This is a genomic window from Sulfitobacter sp. 1A13368 (genome assembly GCF_043557275.1).
Classification (GTDB): domain Bacteria; phylum Pseudomonadota; class Alphaproteobacteria; order Rhodobacterales; family Rhodobacteraceae; genus Sulfitobacter; species Sulfitobacter faviae.
In genome coordinates this window covers 109827-124046 of sequence record NZ_JBIFFR010000008.1, presented here as the reverse complement: position 1 = coordinate 124046, position 14220 = coordinate 109827, and the positions used below count along the sequence as shown (strand labels likewise).

Here is a 14220-nt window from a genome sequence, read left to right as displayed (position 1 = left end):
CCGGCTTTCGAGACAAGATGGCCCGCCGGTTCTGCCCGTCAATGGCGCCTCGGCCTATTTGTCTAACTTGAGTATTTTGATCGGAAAACCGACAAATCGCCGATATCGAATCACCCGGGCGGCAAGGAGCCGCGCCGCCCCGCCGATCGCCCCTGTCGCGACGCGGTCGCGGGGCGAATTTCGGTTGTAGGGGGTGGCAAATCCCGTCTAGCTTGGGGCCTCAGCCGCCGCCGGAGAGGCCGCGGATTGACGGGCGAGATAAGGGAAAATTCATGGCCAAGACATTGATAACATGCGATTGCGCAGGGTCGCAGCGTATCGATTCCGATGCATTGGCCGAGCGTAGCGGTTTGGCGGTCTCCCCCCCCTGTTCGGCCCTTTGCACCACCCAGATCGACCGCGCGGCCAAGGCGCTCACCGCGGGCGATGCGATTTTATGCTGCACCCAAGAAGAGCGGGTCTTTACCGAATTGGCCGAGGAATTGGGCCTGCCCCCTGCCCCCCTGTTGGACCTGCGCGACCGGGCCGGATGGTCCGATGACCCCCGGGACAAACTACCCAAAATGTCCGCCCTCGCGACGGAAGCGCTGTTGGACGTTCCAGCTGAGAAAACCATCGATGTTGCCTCCGAAGGGCTCTGCCTGATCATAGGGCGCGGCCCGGCAGCGCTGGAGGCGGCGGCGCAGCTCAAGGACCACCTCAGCGTCACGCTTCTGATGGACGATGCGGTGACTGAGGCCGAAGACAATCTGCCCGAGGTCCGCGACTTCGACCTCATCTCAGGCAAACTGCGCCGCGCCAAGGGAGCGCTCGGCCAGTTCGAGCTGGTGATCGACGCGCTGCGGCAGGTCGATCCGCGCGGCCGTGGTCCGCTGAACTGGACCGAGCCGCGCGACGGCGCCCGCAGCCAATGCGACATCATCCTCGATCTGCGCGGCGAGACCCCGCTTTTCCCGGCGCACGAAAAACGCGAAGGCTACCTGCGCGCCGATCCCGGCCATCCGCCCGCTGTCGCCGCTGCTATCCTGGCGGCCTCGCATCTGACCGGCACCTTCGAGCAGCCGCTCTATGTCCGCACCGAGCCGCTGCTCTGCGCCCATTCCCGCGCCGGGCAAACAGGCTGCACTGCCTGCCTCGACCTCTGCCCCACCGGCGCGATCACGCCCGACGGCGATCACGTCACCGTCGATCCGATGATCTGTGCGGGCTGCGGCGCCTGTTCCTCTGCCTGCCCCTCAGGCGCGATCAGCTATGATGCGCCGCCGGTGGATTTCACCATGCGCCGGGTCCAGACGCTGGCGCGCGCCTATCTCGAAGCGGGCGGCGAAGCACCGCGCCTGCTAGTCCACGATGCCCACGGCGCCGAGATGATCCGCCTCGCCGCGCGCCACGGCCGCGGCCTGCCGGCGGACGTGGTGCCGATAGAGCTCGACGCGCTCGCCGCCTTCGGCCATGCCGAAGCGCTTGCCGCCCTCGCCGCCGGTTTCGCCCAAGTCTCGCTGCTCCTCGGCCCCAAGGCCGACCGGGATGCCATCGAGACCCAGACCGCGCTGGCCCGCGCCATCGCGGGCGAGGCGCGGATGTCCCTCATCGACACGCCCGACCCCGAGGCGCTGACCGACATCCTCTACGATGGCGCGGCCTCTGCCCCCGTCGCCCAGCCGGTGCGCCCCATGGGCAGCCGCCGCCAGATTGCCCGCCAATCCGCGCGCGCGCTGAACCCCGAAGCCGAGGTGCTGGACCTGCCCGCCGGCGCCCCCTACGGTGCCGTGCTCGTGGACAAGGACGCCTGCACGCTCTGCCTTTCCTGCGTCTCGCTCTGCCCCTCGGGGGCGCTTGGCGATAACCCGGACCTGCCGCAGCTGCGCTTTCAGGAGGACGCCTGCCTGCAATGCGGCCTCTGCGCCAATGTCTGCCCCGAGGATGCCATCACCCTCGCGCCGCGCCTCGACCTGACCGAGGCGGCGCTGAGCCAGCGTGTGCTTAACGAGGAAGAACCCTTTGCCTGCGTGGAATGCGGCAGCCTCTTCGGCGTGAAATCCACCGTCGAGCGGATCACCGACAAGCTGCGCAGCCATTCCATGTTTGCCGACGAGGCCAAGCTGCGGATGATCCAGATGTGCGATGACTGCCGCATCAATGCGCAGTATCACAGCACCAATAACCCGATGACAGGCGGCGATCGCCCCCGTCCCCGCACCACCGACGATTACCTCTCCAAACGGCGCGACCACTAGGCCGCCCTCAAGCACAGGAGCCCCCCATGAGCGAAGACTTCAACATGTCGATGCGCAAGTTTCTCAAGCAGGTCGGCGTGACCTCGCAACAGGCCATCGAAAAGGCCATGCGCGAGCATGACACGAGCGGCAAAACCTTCCCGGTAAAGGCCGTGATCTCGATCCCCGAACTGGGTCTGGAACATACCATCGACGGCACCATCGCCGGCGCGGACAAGGACGAGGCATAAGCGACGTGACTGCCAGCAGAGACGCGGTCCTGACCGCCTTGAAGACCGTGACCGATCCGGCCACGGGCACCGATATCGTGGCCAGCGGCGTGATGCGCGCGCTCAACGTGGACGCCGCGGGCGCGGTGCGTTTCGTGATGGAAATTCCGCCCGCGCAGGCCAAGGCCTACGAGGAGGCCAAGGCGCAGGCTGAAGCCGCGCTGGCACAGGTCGAGGGGGTCTCGAAGGTCTCCATCGTGCTGACCGGCCACAGCGAGAAGGCTCCGCCCCCGGACCTCAAGCCGCAGCGCAAAGCGGAGCCTTCGGGCCCGCAGAAGATCCCCGGTGTGGAGCGGATCATCGCCGTGGCCTCGGGCAAGGGCGGCGTGGGCAAATCCACGGTTTCGGCGAACCTCGCCTGTGCGCTTGCCGCGCAAGGCCGGCGGGTTGGCCTGCTCGATGCCGATGTCTACGGCCCCAGCCAGCCGCGGATGCTCGGCGTTTCGGGCCGTCCGGCCTCGCCCGATGGCAAGACCATCCTGCCGATGCGCAACCACGGCGTCACCATGATGTCGATCGGGCTCATGACGAACGAGGATCAGGCCGTGGTCTGGCGCGGGCCGATGCTGATGGGCGCGCTGCAGCAGATGATGACGCAGGTGCAATGGGGCGCGCTCGACGTGCTGATCGTGGACCTGCCGCCGGGCACCGGCGACGTGCAGATGACGCTGGCGCAAAAGGCGCAGGTCGACGGCGCGGTGATCGTCTCTACCCCGCAGGATGTGGCCCTGATCGACGCCCGTAAGGGCATCGACATGTTCAACCAACTCAAGGTGCCGATCCTCGGCATGATCGAGAACATGTCGACCCATGTCTGCTCGAACTGCGGTCACGAGGAACATGTCTTCGGTCACGGCGGTGTCGCCTCCGAAGCCGAGAAATGGGGCGTGCCGCTGCTCGCCGAGGTGCCGCTCGACCTGCAGATCCGTCTTGCCTCCGACGGCGGCGCGCCGATCACCGTGAGCCAGCCCGACAGCAAGCAGGCCGCGGCTTTCCACGTCATCGCCAAGACATTGGTCGACAGCGGCGCGGCATGAGCGAAGACCTGTCCTTTCCCCCGTTGATGTCGGGCGAGGCGGTGACGGGCGATGCCCTCGCCGCCGCCTGCGCCCGCGCGGCCGAGGGCTGCGACGCGGGGCTGATTTGCTACCGGTTGGGCGAGACGGAGATCGAGGCCGCGCTGGTCTTCGCCCCCGAGGTGCCGCTGGCGCGCGCCGTGGCGATGCTGCCGCTCTGCGGGGTGGGCTTCCAAAATGCACTCGGCGCGCTGTCGCCGCCTGAGGTGGCGGTGCAGCTCGACTGGGACGGCGGCATCCGCCTTAACTGCGCTTCCTGTGGCCGCTTTCGCATGGTGGCGTCCACGAGTGACGCTGAGACGGTGCCCGACTGGCTCGTCGTGGGCTTCACCCTGCCGCTCTACCCCGCCGACGATCCCAAGATGACTCAAACCGGTCTTACCCCCGATCAAACCGCGCTTTATGCCGAAGGCTGCGCCGAGGTCCAGCCCCCTGCCCTCGTGGAATCCTGGGCGCGGCACAGCATGCATTGGATCAACCGCTGGGAAGACCTCGGCCCGAAAGCGCTGCATAATGAATGGCGCGGGCTGGTCTTCAACCTCGACACGCAGGTGACCGTGCAGGGCCAAAGCGGTACATTCATCGGTGTCGACGAGGATTTCGGCATGTTACTGCGCGACGGAGAGACCACCCGTCTCATCCCGCTCACCACCCTATTGGAGCCCGCCCCATGACCCTGAAACTCGCCCGCGCGATCCATTTCGACGAAAGCGACCGCAACGTCTTCGCCTCCCCCGCCCGCACCGGCGAATGGTGCATCTCGGGCGGTTTCGAGTTCTCCGACTGGACCGAAGGCGATCTGACCGGCAAGGCGCGCCAAGCCTTCGCCAACGGCTGGCTTGGGCTAGAGACCTTCGGCCGCGTCACCTTCGTCGCCGTCACGCAGATCGAAGAGGCCGAGGTCGAGACCCTCGCCGCACTGCTGGCGCAGCATTTCGTGACATACTACGGCGCGCCCTCGGTCGATGCCGCGCGCCCCGTGGCGAAAGAGGAACTTGCGCAGATGGCCGATCTCTGCGCCGACCACGCGCCCAATTGCCTGCTCACCGTGGCGCGCGAGTTGACCGAGGCGGGCGTGCGCGAAAGCTTCCGCATGATCCAGCCGCAGGACGCGGGGCTCGAGCAATTCGCCATCCACGGCGATCTGCCCGAATGAACCACCCGCGCCCCGGCAGGCGCGGATGGTCTCTAACAAAGGCTATTCAGCGTCTGCCGCGTTGAAGACAAAGAGCGTCTCACCGTTGATCTTGTAGTCATTAATCAAGGTTTTCGCGCGGTCTGATGTCAGCCAATCCTCCAACTTCAAGGCCAGTTCGTTTTTCACATGCCCATGCATTTCGGGATTCACCGGCAGATAGGCATATTGGTTAAACAGAACCGGATCGCCCGCGTAGAGCAGCGCCAGATCGCCTTTGTTTCCGAAGTTCAGCCAGCTCGCGCGGTCTGACATGACATAGGCGGGCATCCCCGACGCGGTGTTTAGCGCGGCGCCCATGCCCGCGCCGACAGCGTTGTACCAATCCCCAAACGTCGCCGGGTCAAGGCCCGCTTCGGCCCAGAGCGACAGTTCCTTCTTATGGGTGCCGCTGTCGTCCCCCCGGCTCACGAAGGCAGTCTCCGCCTCGGCGATTGCGCCCAAGGCAGCCGTGGCCGCCTCAGACCCTTCAATGCTCGCCGGATCGTCTTTCGGCCCGATGAAGACGAAATCGTTATACATGATCTCGGTCCGGTGGCTGCCAAAGCCGCCCTCGACAAAGGCTTCCTCCGCCTTGCGCGAATGGACGAGGATCGCATCCACGTCGCCCGCCTCGCCCAGTTTGATCGCTTGGCCGGTGCCGACGACCAACAGTTGAACGTCCAGATCGAGGTCCGCCGCGATCTCGGGCAGGAGCACGTCCGCAAGGCCCGAGTTGTTGAACGAGGTGGTCACCGCCATCTTCATCACATCCGCGGCCTGCGCGGCACTGCTCATCGCCAGCGCGGAAATTGCGCCGATCATCCAATGTTTCATTCTACGATATCTCCTCTTAGAAATGCCTGAGCCTCTGCGGTCTCAGGTCGGTTGAAAAACACATTTGCGGGACCGGCCTCATGCAGACGGCCCCCCAGCAAAAACAACACGTCATCGGCCAAGCGACGGGCCTGGCCAAGGTCATGTGTCGATAGGATCAGCCGCGTGCCGGTCGATTTCGCCGATTGCAAAATCGCCTCGATCTCTCGCGTCGCGCGCCCGTCCAATGCGGCACAGGGCTCATCCAGAAACAGCAATTTGGGTTTGCAGATCAGTGCACGGGCAAGGGCCAGCTTTTGCTGCTCACCGCCCGAGAGCACCGGGGCCGCGCGGCCCAAAAGCGGCTCTAACCCGACGCGGTTGGCCCATTCCTCGGCTTCTTTTCGAGCGTGGGCCTTTGACACGCCGCGCAGGAGCAAGGGGTAGATGAGGTTCTCAAGCACCGTCCGCCGCAGCATGACCGGGCGCTGAAAGACAAATGCTTGGTGATGCCGCGCCTCCTCGGTCGAGCAAGCCCACTCGATCTCTCCGGCCGAGAGCCGGGCGGTGCCGTGCAGCAGCTGTAGCAGCGTGGTCTTCCCTGCGCCGTTCGGCCCCATCACAACCGTAGCGCCCTGCCCGTCCAGCGTCAGATCGATCGGCCCGACCAGCCGCTGCCCCCGCCTGCGGCTTTCGATCGCTTTGGTTTGCATCGGGAAAAGTTGCGTCACCACCGGCCCTCCCGCTCCGTCCGGCCCAGCCAATGGATGGCGAGGTTCACCGCCACCGCAAGCCCGATCAGCACAAACCCAAGGGCGAGCGCGAGGGCGAACTCCCCCTTCCCGGTTTCAAGCGCGATGGCCGTGGTCAACACACGCGTCGCATGGTCGATATTGCCGCCGACGATCATGATCGCTCCGACCTCACCAATCGCGCGGCCAAACCCCGCAAGTGCCGCAGTCAGCAACGCGCGGCGCGAGTCCCAGAGCAGTGTCCGTATTTTCTGGCCCTGCGTGACATTCATCGAAATCAGAAGGTCATGATATTCCTGCCAAAGCTCGCGGATCGACTGATGCGCGATGGAAGCAATCAGGGGCACGATAATGATCACTTGGGCGATGATCATCGCCGTGGGGGTGAAGAGCAGTCCGAACACCCCAAGCGGCCCGGAGCGGGAGAGAACCACATAGACGATCAGCCCCACCACGACCGGCGGCAGCCCCATGAGCGCGTTCAATATCGCAATGACCAACCGCCTTGCGCGGAACCGTTTGACGGCGACCAAAGCGGCGAGGGGCAGCGCGATCAGGCAGGCGACAGTCAAAGCAGAGAGGGTGATACGAAGGGACCGGCCGGCGATCTCCACCAGCTCGGCATCGAAGGTAAAGACAAGCCAAAAGGCCTGCGTCATACCGCTCCAAATATCGACCATCTCGCGGAGGCCTCCCCCGAATAGGAGCCCGCGGCCCCATCGCCCGCGCAGAGTGGCAGGACTATCCTTCGGGCGCCAGAGCCTATGGGCGTGAATTTACCTAGGAAGACAGGCTGGCTTTGATTTTACCTCGCTCAGAAGGACATAAGGTCAAGATGACCCGCCTGTGATTCCCGCGAAAGGAAGGATGTGGCTCTAATAAGGCGGAGCGAACGCGCCCGTGGGGCTAACTCGTGGTTGCCAAGGGCCTCTCGCCGCAAGAATAGTTTTATTGTTTATTTACAATCACTTTCGCAGAACGAGGCATTCTATCTTTGCCTATGTCCCAGATAATTAACGCCGCCTGGCCCTCTCCTTCCGCAAGAATCTATTGCAAGCTTCGCTCCAATCGCATTAAGTAACGGAAACAAAAGCGCTACCGAATAATAGCGTTACTGAGAGCGAGGGCAGATGTGACGGACACGGTACACATCAATACACGGATCCGCCGTAATGCGGAAACGCTTTCCGAGGCGTTGGAAAGTCACATGCTGAAGGTCTTTGCGCCCGACGCGCGCAAGGAGTTGCGCCGCTTCTCCGCCGGGGAAGCAGCTGAATTGCTTGGCATTTCCACGAGCTTCCTTCGCAAACTCCATTTCGACAATAAGATCGTCGATGTCCAGACCACCCCGGGCGGGCGGCGGCACTACAGTGCGGACGATCTACTGTCGATCCGACGGACATTGGAATCCACCGCCAAAACGCGCGGCGCCTACCAACGCGGCCGGCGTGAAGGGGACAAACTGCAAGTATTGTCCTTTTTGAACTTCAAAGGCGGTAGCGGCAAAACCACGAGCGCGATCCACGCGGCACAGCGGTTGGCCCTTAAAGGCTACCGTGTGCTTTGTGTCGATATCGACCCGCAAGCGTCTCTAACAACTCTGTTTGGCTATCGGCCTGAGTATGATTTCCTGAATTCTGGCACCATTTATGATGCGATCCGCTATGATGATCCCGTCCCCTTGGCCGATGTGATCCAAAACACATTCTTTACCGGCATTGATTTGGCCCCGGGCGGATTGATGCTGCAGGAGTTCGAGCATGAAACGCCTCAAGCACTGCTTAACAACACGCAGCCACCGTTTTTCGCGCGTTTGGCGACATCCTTGCAGGATGTAGAGCAGAATTACGACGTGGTGATCTTCGATTGCCCGCCGCAATTGGGCTATCTGACCATGTCGGCGCTCTGCGCTTCGACGGGTGTGTTGATCACAGTAGTTCCAAACATGCTCGACGTCGCATCGATGTCGCAATTCCTTCAGATGAGCGCCGATCTGCTCGATGTCGTCTCTAACGCGGGGGCAAGCATGGAGTTCGACTTCCTGCGCTTCCTCATCAATCGTTACGAGCCGAATGACGGGCCGCAGCAGCAGGTTCTATCCTTTTTGCGGCAACTCTTTGACGAGGAAGTCATGGTGGCCCCGATGCTGAAATCCACCGCGATTTCTGACGCGGGACTAACCCATCAGACAATCTATGAGGTTGACCGGTCGCAGTTTCATCGGACGACCTATGACCGCGCGGTGGATTCACTCAATCTTGTGAATGATGAGATCGAAAGCATGATCCAAAAAGCATGGGGGCGGTAATGGCACGTAAAGGTATTCTATCATCTGCTCCGGCGAAATCTCCAAAGACGGAGCCGCCGAAAACACCCGTGTTAGAGCCGAATAAGAGCCGGAACAAGCCTAGCCTTATGCCCCGCGGGGCTGTTGGGGCGCTTCAGTCCTCACTGAACCGGATGCAAGAGAATGCAGTTCAAGAATTGGACGGCAGCCTGATTGATATGGCCGGCATCGAAGACCGCTTAGGGACTGATACGCAGTCACAAAAACAGCTTCATGACAGTCTAAAGACCTATGGCCAGCAGGTCCCGGTTCTGGTTCGGCCGCATCCGGAAACCCCGGGACGGTTCGAGATTGTCTACGGGCGGCGGCGACTTCAGGCTCTGAAAGCGCTTGGGATGCCGGTTAAAGCGATGGTGCGTCAATTGGATGACCACGCTTTGGTAATGGCGCAGGGCCAAGAGAACACGGCCCGTCAGGATCTCTCTTTCATCGAGAAAGCGAGTTTTGCGGCTCAGCTCGATGCGGGGGGGCATGACCGGCAGACAATTGCGGATGCGCTTTCGATCGACCTGCCAATGGTCAGCCGGATGCTTAAGGTCGGCCATGCGTTCGCTTTGCCCTTTCTGCGGCAGATCGGGTCGGCGCCATCCATCGGGCGTGATCGCTGGATGGCGCTGGTCAAGTTGTTTGAACAACCGAGCGCGAAAGAACGGGCAGTAAAACGAATGGCGCGGCCCGATTGGGAAAGGTTCACCTCGGATGAACGGTTTGAGGCGATTTTCGCCGAGGCCTCAGCGATCCCAGAAAAGTCAGCCGCCTCCCCTGCCCCATCGGCAAAGCCCCGAACGCTGCGGAGCCGAGATGGCAAAGCACTGGCGGACATTCGCAGCGGCAAACGCGGTGTCACGGTCACCGTGCCCGCCCGCGCAGCGGAGGGTTTTGATAAATGGCTCGATGCCCATGCAGAAGAGCTTTTGCAGGAGATTCACGACCGCTGGCAGAAGACCCGCGCGTGAGACATTGAGGAAGTAGCAACAGGAGGCACATCCAAGACCACAAAAGAAAAGCCCCCCAGGATAAATCCCGGAAGGCCCTTCTCAAACTTTGCACCTTCGAGATAGCCCCAAAGATTTATCGATGTCAACTCTACCCGCTGGGATAGGGCCGGTATTTTGTTGTCTTTCGTGATTTTAAATGAAAAACACGTTCCGAACTGCGTTCGGGCGGCCTAAATCGGCTACCCAAGTGGAATGCAAGGGGCCGGACAAATGGGCTTTGCTCGACCGGCTGACAACCGCGGCAGAGGCCTTTGAGCTGTCGCACCGCACTCTTACCGTATTGAAGGCTTTGCTGAGTTTCCTACCAAGCCGGCATATTCCAGATGGTGCGGCGGGCATTGTATTTGCCTCAAACGCCCGGCTCTCTGAACGGCTTCACGGTATGCCGGAGAGCACTCTGAGGCGGCATCTGGCGCAGTTGGTCCGTGTGGGCCTTATTGCGCGGCACGATAGCCCTAACCGAAAGCGTTTTGCGCGAAACCAAGGTGGCGCGATTGCGCTGGCCTTTGGCTTTGACCTCGCCCCTCTTGTGGTTCAGGCAACGATGATTGAGACGGCAGCTCAAGCAGCCGAGGCAGAGCAGGAGCGCTTGCAGGCGCTGAGGGACCGCGTGCTGGTCCTCCGCCATGCGCTGATCCGTGAGGGTTGCGGCGAGGGATTGGCTGATGAGGCGGGCCGGGTTCTGCGGCGCAAACCGGATGAAATGGCGTTGTCTCAGCTTGAGAAGGCGCTGCGCGGGAGCCTTGAAAATGCCCGTGGAAAAGAACCTGTAGGCGAAACAGCACCCGTCCCCCCTGCCCCGCTTACGGATCAAATGAGCGCCAACGACGGCGAAAATGAGCGGCACATACAGGATTCAGATAAATCCTATTTTGACTCTGAAGAGCTCGGCAACGGTGATATGGCCTCTCGTACGGCTGACAAAGCCGAACCTGATTATTCTGAGAAAGAAGAAGGCGTATCATTCGCGGATGTCGTGGACGCCTGCACAGAGGCTCGCAGTTTTTTCCCGGATGCGATGGGAAACTGGGGAGACCTTGTGCGGGTCGGAGACCGGATTGCACCGATGCTGGGGATTGACCCGCCTGTGTTAAATGAGGCAAAACGAGACATGGGCGCGGAGAGCGCTGCGGTAACGGTGCTCTGCTTGCTTGAGAAAGCCGCGACAATCCGTAGCCCCGGAGCTTATCTGAGGCGTTTGACGCAGATGGCCCGAAATGGTGCCTTTTCCCTTGGTCCGATGGTCTCAGCCTTGGCAAACCGACGAAATTGTCAGCTGACAATTCGAAAAGCATAGGTTTTACAGTAGCTTAGGTTAAATGGCGCCTGGCAATTTGAGAAATTGAGCCTTATAGCGGGCAAAATCCCTCCATATGCTTCACCCTCTTAGGCGCAACGGCTAACTTAGGTGAAGCTCTCCGGGAAAACCCATGACCTCTGTTCGCCTCCGCCTGCTTATCCTCGCGCTCACACCGCTCATTGTGCTGATGCCGCTTCTGTTGGTTCTGGGCATGTCCCGCTGGACGGCAGATTATGACGAAGTCCTCATCGCGAATGTTGAAAGCGAGCTGAGGATCGCCAACCAGTATCTCGCGCGGTTGTTGGCGCAGACGGGGAATGAGTTGGACGCCGTCGCGGGGTCCGTTGAATTCGCCCGGCAGCTTGATAGCCCGACGGCAGAACAAGCGGCTTTCTTTGCTGTAACACAGGACCGGCTGGGATTGGATTTTCTGCAATTCCTCCCCATCGACGTCGCCGTCGAAGACGGAGAGGATTGGCCGGTGATCGCCCGCGCCGCGCGTGGTCAAAGCGGAGCGGAGATCGATGTATTCAGCAACGCACGGCTGACAAGGTTGAACGACGCCCTCGTGCTTCGCGCGCAGGTCCCGGTGATTGATACGCCCGCCGCCGTGCCCACGGACCGAAAGATCGAAGATCGCGGCATGGTGGTTCACGCCGCGAGCCCGGTTAACTTGGACGGCAGGCAGGGGGTCTTGGTCGGCGGGATGCTGTTGAACCGCAACCTCGACTTTATCGATACGATCAATGACCTCGTGTATCTCAATGCGGTGACCGGTGGGGACAGGCAGGGCACGGCGACGCTTTTCCTAGATGACCTGCGCGTCTCGACCAATGTGCGCCTTTTCGAAGATGTGCGCGCCCTCGGCACCCGGGTCTCGGCAGAGGTGCGGGAGGCCGTGTTGATTGAGGGGCGCACTTGGCTCGACCGGGCCTTCGTGGTGAACGATTGGTACATCTCTGGCTACCAGCCGATCACGGATAGTTTCGGCGAGCGGGTAGGGATGCTTTACGTCGGCTTTCTCGAAGCACCCTTTGCACAGACGAAGCGGGAGGCGTTCTGGTGGATGCTAGCTGCTTTCTTTGCCGTGCTGGCGCTGTCGGCGCCGGTGTTCCTTTGGCTGGCACGCGGTATCTTTTCACCGCTCGAACGGATGACAAAGGTCATGCACTGCGTCGGCAAGGGGGAACTTTCGGCGCGGATCGGCGCAGTGCCTGCACGGGATGAGATCGGGGCGGTGGCGCATCACCTCGATTGGTTGCTGGAGCAGGTTCAAGAACGTGATCGGCAGTTGCGCAGCTGGAACGATGAGCTGAACCAGCGGGTGGATCAGCGCACCGCCGAGTTGCGCGAGGCGAATGAGAAGTTGGAACAGACCTTCCGCCAATTGGTGATGAGCGAGAAGCTCGCCTCCATCGGAGAGATTACAGCAGGGGTCGCGCATGAGATCAACAACCCCGTCGCGGTGATCATGGGTAATGTCGATGTCATCCGGGAGACCCTCGGGGCGGATGCCGCGCCGGTGGTCACGGAACTGGGGCTGATCGACAGGCAACTGTCCCGGATTGAGGTCATTGTCGGCAAATTGCTCAAGTTCGCCGCCCCGTCTGAATTTTCCGATTGTGAACATAATATCTCCCTGCGCCCCTTGGTGCAGGACTGCCTTGTACTCGTCGATCATCTGATCAGCCGGGGCGGGGTCGAGGTGCACTGCGACCTTGAAGAGGTCCCACCGGTTCGCGCGGACTCGGGCGAGATACAGCAGGTCGTGGTGAACCTTGTGGTCAATGCCGTGCAAGCGATGCAGGGGGCAGGGCGGCTGGCATTGTACCTTGGGGTTGAGGATCGCGACGGCGTAGCCGGTGTGGCGCTGTCGGTCCATGATAGTGGGCCGGGGGTGCCTGAGGCGCTGCTCGGATCGCTTTTCGATCCCTTCTTTACCACCAAACCGGGGGAGGGGACGGGCTTGGGCCTGTCGATCTCTCAGACGCTGATCCAGCGGGCCGGGGGGATCATCACGGTCTGCAATCGGGCGGAAGGGGGTGCGGCCTTCTCCGTCTGGCTTCCGCAAACCCCCGATGATGCAGGCCCCCCTAAACGCCCGTGATGCTCAAGGGGGCAGGGGGCTCTAGGCTGTCTTGCCGTCAAAGCCTTCGAGGTAGGCGACGAGGATATCCAGCGCCGCCTGTAGGTCTCCCTTCGACACCATCTCGGTCACCGTGTGGATATAGCGGGTGCCGACCACGATCCCCACAGCCCGCGCGCCAGCGGCGGCTTGCTGCGCCGCAGCACCGTCTTGTCCGCCTGCGGCGAGCATGGTGCGTTGGAAGGGGATGTCGCGGGCTTCGGCCAGTTTTTCGATGTCGCGCACGAGGTCCACATCCGCGATGAAGCTGCTGTCGCGGACGTGCAGGCCAAAGCCTTTGCCGAGCCGCGTGGTAGAGAGGTGCTCCGGCACTCCGGGCGTGTCACAGGCCAGCGTCGTGTCGATGCCAAGGCCGATGTCGGGTTGTACCTTATAGGCCGCCGTGCGCGCCCCGCGCAGGCCGACTTCTTCCTGACAGGTGAAGGCCACATGAATCTCCGCGCCGCGCCCCTTGCCGGCCAGCTTGCGGATCGCCTCGATCCCGAGCCAGCAGGCCACGCGGTTGTCGAGCGCTTTGGAGACGAACTGCTCACCCATCTCAAGGAAAGGCTCGTCCATGACGACGAAGTCACCGACCTTGACGATGTCCTTTGCTTTTTCGCCGAGCCCCAGATCGACGAAGAATTCCGAGACTTCGGGGATCTTCTTGCGGTCTTCGGGGGAGGAAATGTGAATGGGCTTGCCGCCGGGGTTCATCACGCCCTTCAGATCGCCCTGATCGGTGCAGACCAGCACCCGGCGCGAGAAAAGGTTGCGCGGATCGAAACCGCCCACGGGCTGCAGGTAGAGGAACCCGTCTTTCGACACATGGCTGACCAGAAAGCCGATCTCGTCCATATGGCAGAGCAGCATGATCTTGGGCGCTTTGCCATCGCCCGCCGTCGCATCCCGGCGGCAGAGGAGGGAGCCCATGGCGTCGGTCTCCACATGGTCGAACAGCCCTTCGATCTCACGGGTGATCAGATCGCGCACGCGGTGTTCGCGCCCCGGAACGCCGGGGGTTTCGCAAAGGTCTTTGAGTAGGTCGATGTTCATGCTGGCCTCATCCTTGGTGATTTGGCCGCACTATCGCGCCGCGCCTGCCGAAGTGCAAACAGGCGCGGCG

Annotated in this window: 13 protein-coding genes; 9 read left to right on the top strand and 4 right to left on the bottom strand. The window is 62.0% G+C overall.

Annotated elements, in window-relative coordinates; translation table 11 throughout:
- Positions 1-272 precede the first annotated feature (272 nt).
- From ACGYK4_RS15655 to ACGYK4_RS15635, 5 genes are read left to right on the top strand one after another with little or no spacing between them, the layout of a single operon-like run.
- Positions 273-2237 (top strand): 4Fe-4S binding protein, encoded by a 1965-nt coding sequence (locus ACGYK4_RS15655; RefSeq protein WP_394457296.1) that lies wholly within the window; start codon positions 273-275, stop codon positions 2235-2237.
- A 26-nt stretch (positions 2238-2263) separates the two neighbouring features.
- On the top strand, positions 2264-2467 hold the full coding sequence (locus tag ACGYK4_RS15650; protein WP_394434338.1) for a DUF6494 family protein: 204 nt from the start codon (positions 2264-2266) through the stop codon (positions 2465-2467).
- 5 nt (positions 2468-2472) lie between these two features.
- Positions 2473-3543 carry an iron-sulfur cluster carrier protein ApbC gene (gene apbC, locus ACGYK4_RS15645; RefSeq protein WP_394434340.1) on the top strand — a complete coding sequence of 357 codons (1071 nt, stop codon included), beginning with the start codon at positions 2473-2475 and terminating at the stop codon, positions 3541-3543.
- Positions 3540-4256, top strand: coding sequence for a DUF4444 domain-containing protein (locus tag ACGYK4_RS15640; RefSeq protein WP_394434342.1), 717 nt, complete (start codon positions 3540-3542; stop codon positions 4254-4256). Before apbC ends, ACGYK4_RS15640 begins: the two co-directional genes overlap by 4 nt.
- Positions 4253-4738 (top strand): DUF6505 family protein, encoded by a 486-nt coding sequence (locus ACGYK4_RS15635; protein ID WP_394434344.1) that lies wholly within the window; start codon positions 4253-4255, stop codon positions 4736-4738. The genes ACGYK4_RS15640 and ACGYK4_RS15635 overlap by 4 nt, the downstream gene beginning before the upstream one ends.
- 42 nt (positions 4739-4780) lie before the next feature.
- Here the strand turns inward: ACGYK4_RS15635 and ACGYK4_RS15630 are convergent, their stop codons facing one another.
- From ACGYK4_RS15630 to ACGYK4_RS15620, 3 genes are read right to left on the bottom strand one after another with little or no spacing between them, the layout of a single operon-like run.
- Positions 4781-5593, bottom strand: a complete 813-nt coding sequence (locus tag ACGYK4_RS15630; RefSeq protein WP_394434347.1) for a substrate-binding domain-containing protein — start codon at positions 5591-5593, stop codon at positions 4781-4783.
- Positions 5590-6303, bottom strand: a complete 714-nt coding sequence (locus tag ACGYK4_RS15625; protein ID WP_394434349.1) for an energy-coupling factor ABC transporter ATP-binding protein — start codon at positions 6301-6303, stop codon at positions 5590-5592. The genes ACGYK4_RS15630 and ACGYK4_RS15625 overlap by 4 nt, the downstream gene beginning before the upstream one ends.
- The gene (locus tag ACGYK4_RS15620) at positions 6300-7004 is read right to left on the bottom strand and encodes an ABC transporter permease (protein WP_394457295.1); all 705 of its coding nucleotides are present in this window, start codon (positions 7002-7004) and stop codon (positions 6300-6302) included. The genes ACGYK4_RS15625 and ACGYK4_RS15620 overlap by 4 nt, the downstream gene beginning before the upstream one ends.
- A gap of 452 nt (positions 7005-7456) precedes the next feature.
- On the opposite strand from ACGYK4_RS15620, the gene repA reads away from it, so the two are divergent.
- From repA to ACGYK4_RS15600, 4 genes are all read left to right on the top strand, one after another.
- Positions 7457-8632, top strand: a complete 1176-nt coding sequence (gene repA, locus ACGYK4_RS15615) for a plasmid partitioning protein RepA (RefSeq protein WP_394457294.1) — start codon at positions 7457-7459, stop codon at positions 8630-8632.
- Positions 8632-9627, top strand: a complete 996-nt coding sequence (repB, locus tag ACGYK4_RS15610) for a plasmid partitioning protein RepB (RefSeq protein WP_394434355.1) — start codon at positions 8632-8634, stop codon at positions 9625-9627. The genes repA and repB overlap by 1 nt, the downstream gene beginning before the upstream one ends.
- Positions 9628-9805: 178 nt before the next feature.
- Positions 9806-10966 (top strand): plasmid replication protein RepC, encoded by a 1161-nt coding sequence (gene repC, locus ACGYK4_RS15605; RefSeq protein WP_394434357.1) that lies wholly within the window; start codon positions 9806-9808, stop codon positions 10964-10966.
- Between the two features lie 133 nt (positions 10967-11099).
- Positions 11100-13076 (top strand): cache domain-containing protein, encoded by a 1977-nt coding sequence (locus ACGYK4_RS15600; protein ID WP_394457293.1) that lies wholly within the window; start codon positions 11100-11102, stop codon positions 13074-13076.
- Between the two features lie 21 nt (positions 13077-13097).
- On the opposite strand, the gene ACGYK4_RS15595 is transcribed toward ACGYK4_RS15600, so the two are convergent.
- Positions 13098-14150, bottom strand: coding sequence for a M42 family metallopeptidase (locus ACGYK4_RS15595; protein ID WP_394431185.1), 1053 nt, complete (start codon positions 14148-14150; stop codon positions 13098-13100).
- Positions 14151-14220: the final 70 nt, after the last annotated feature.

Bases quoted from the DNA above. Each gene is read 5' to 3' on its own strand.
- ACGYK4_RS15655 (WP_394457296.1), top strand. From the start codon at position 273: ATGGCCAAGACATTGATAACATGCGATTGCGCAGGGTCGCAGCGTATC.
- ACGYK4_RS15650 (WP_394434338.1), top strand. From the start codon at position 2,264: ATGAGCGAAGACTTCAACATGTCGATGCGCAAGTTTCTCAAGCAGGTC.
- ACGYK4_RS15640 (WP_394434342.1), top strand. From the start codon at position 3,540: ATGAGCGAAGACCTGTCCTTTCCCCCGTTGATGTCGGGCGAGGCGGTG.
- ACGYK4_RS15635 (WP_394434344.1), top strand. From the start codon at position 4,253: ATGACCCTGAAACTCGCCCGCGCGATCCATTTCGACGAAAGCGACCGC.
- ACGYK4_RS15630 (WP_394434347.1), bottom strand. From the start codon at position 5,593: ATGAAACATTGGATGATCGGCGCAATTTCCGCGCTGGCGATGAGCAGT.
- ACGYK4_RS15620 (WP_394457295.1), bottom strand. From the start codon at position 7,004: ATGGTCGATATTTGGAGCGGTATGACGCAGGCCTTTTGGCTTGTCTTT.
- repB (WP_394434355.1), top strand. From the start codon at position 8,632: ATGGCACGTAAAGGTATTCTATCATCTGCTCCGGCGAAATCTCCAAAG.
- repC (WP_394434357.1), top strand. From the start codon at position 9,806: ATGAAAAACACGTTCCGAACTGCGTTCGGGCGGCCTAAATCGGCTACC.
- ACGYK4_RS15600 (WP_394457293.1), top strand. From the start codon at position 11,100: ATGACCTCTGTTCGCCTCCGCCTGCTTATCCTCGCGCTCACACCGCTC.
- ACGYK4_RS15595 (WP_394431185.1), bottom strand. From the start codon at position 14,150: ATGAACATCGACCTACTCAAAGACCTTTGCGAAACCCCCGGCGTTCCG.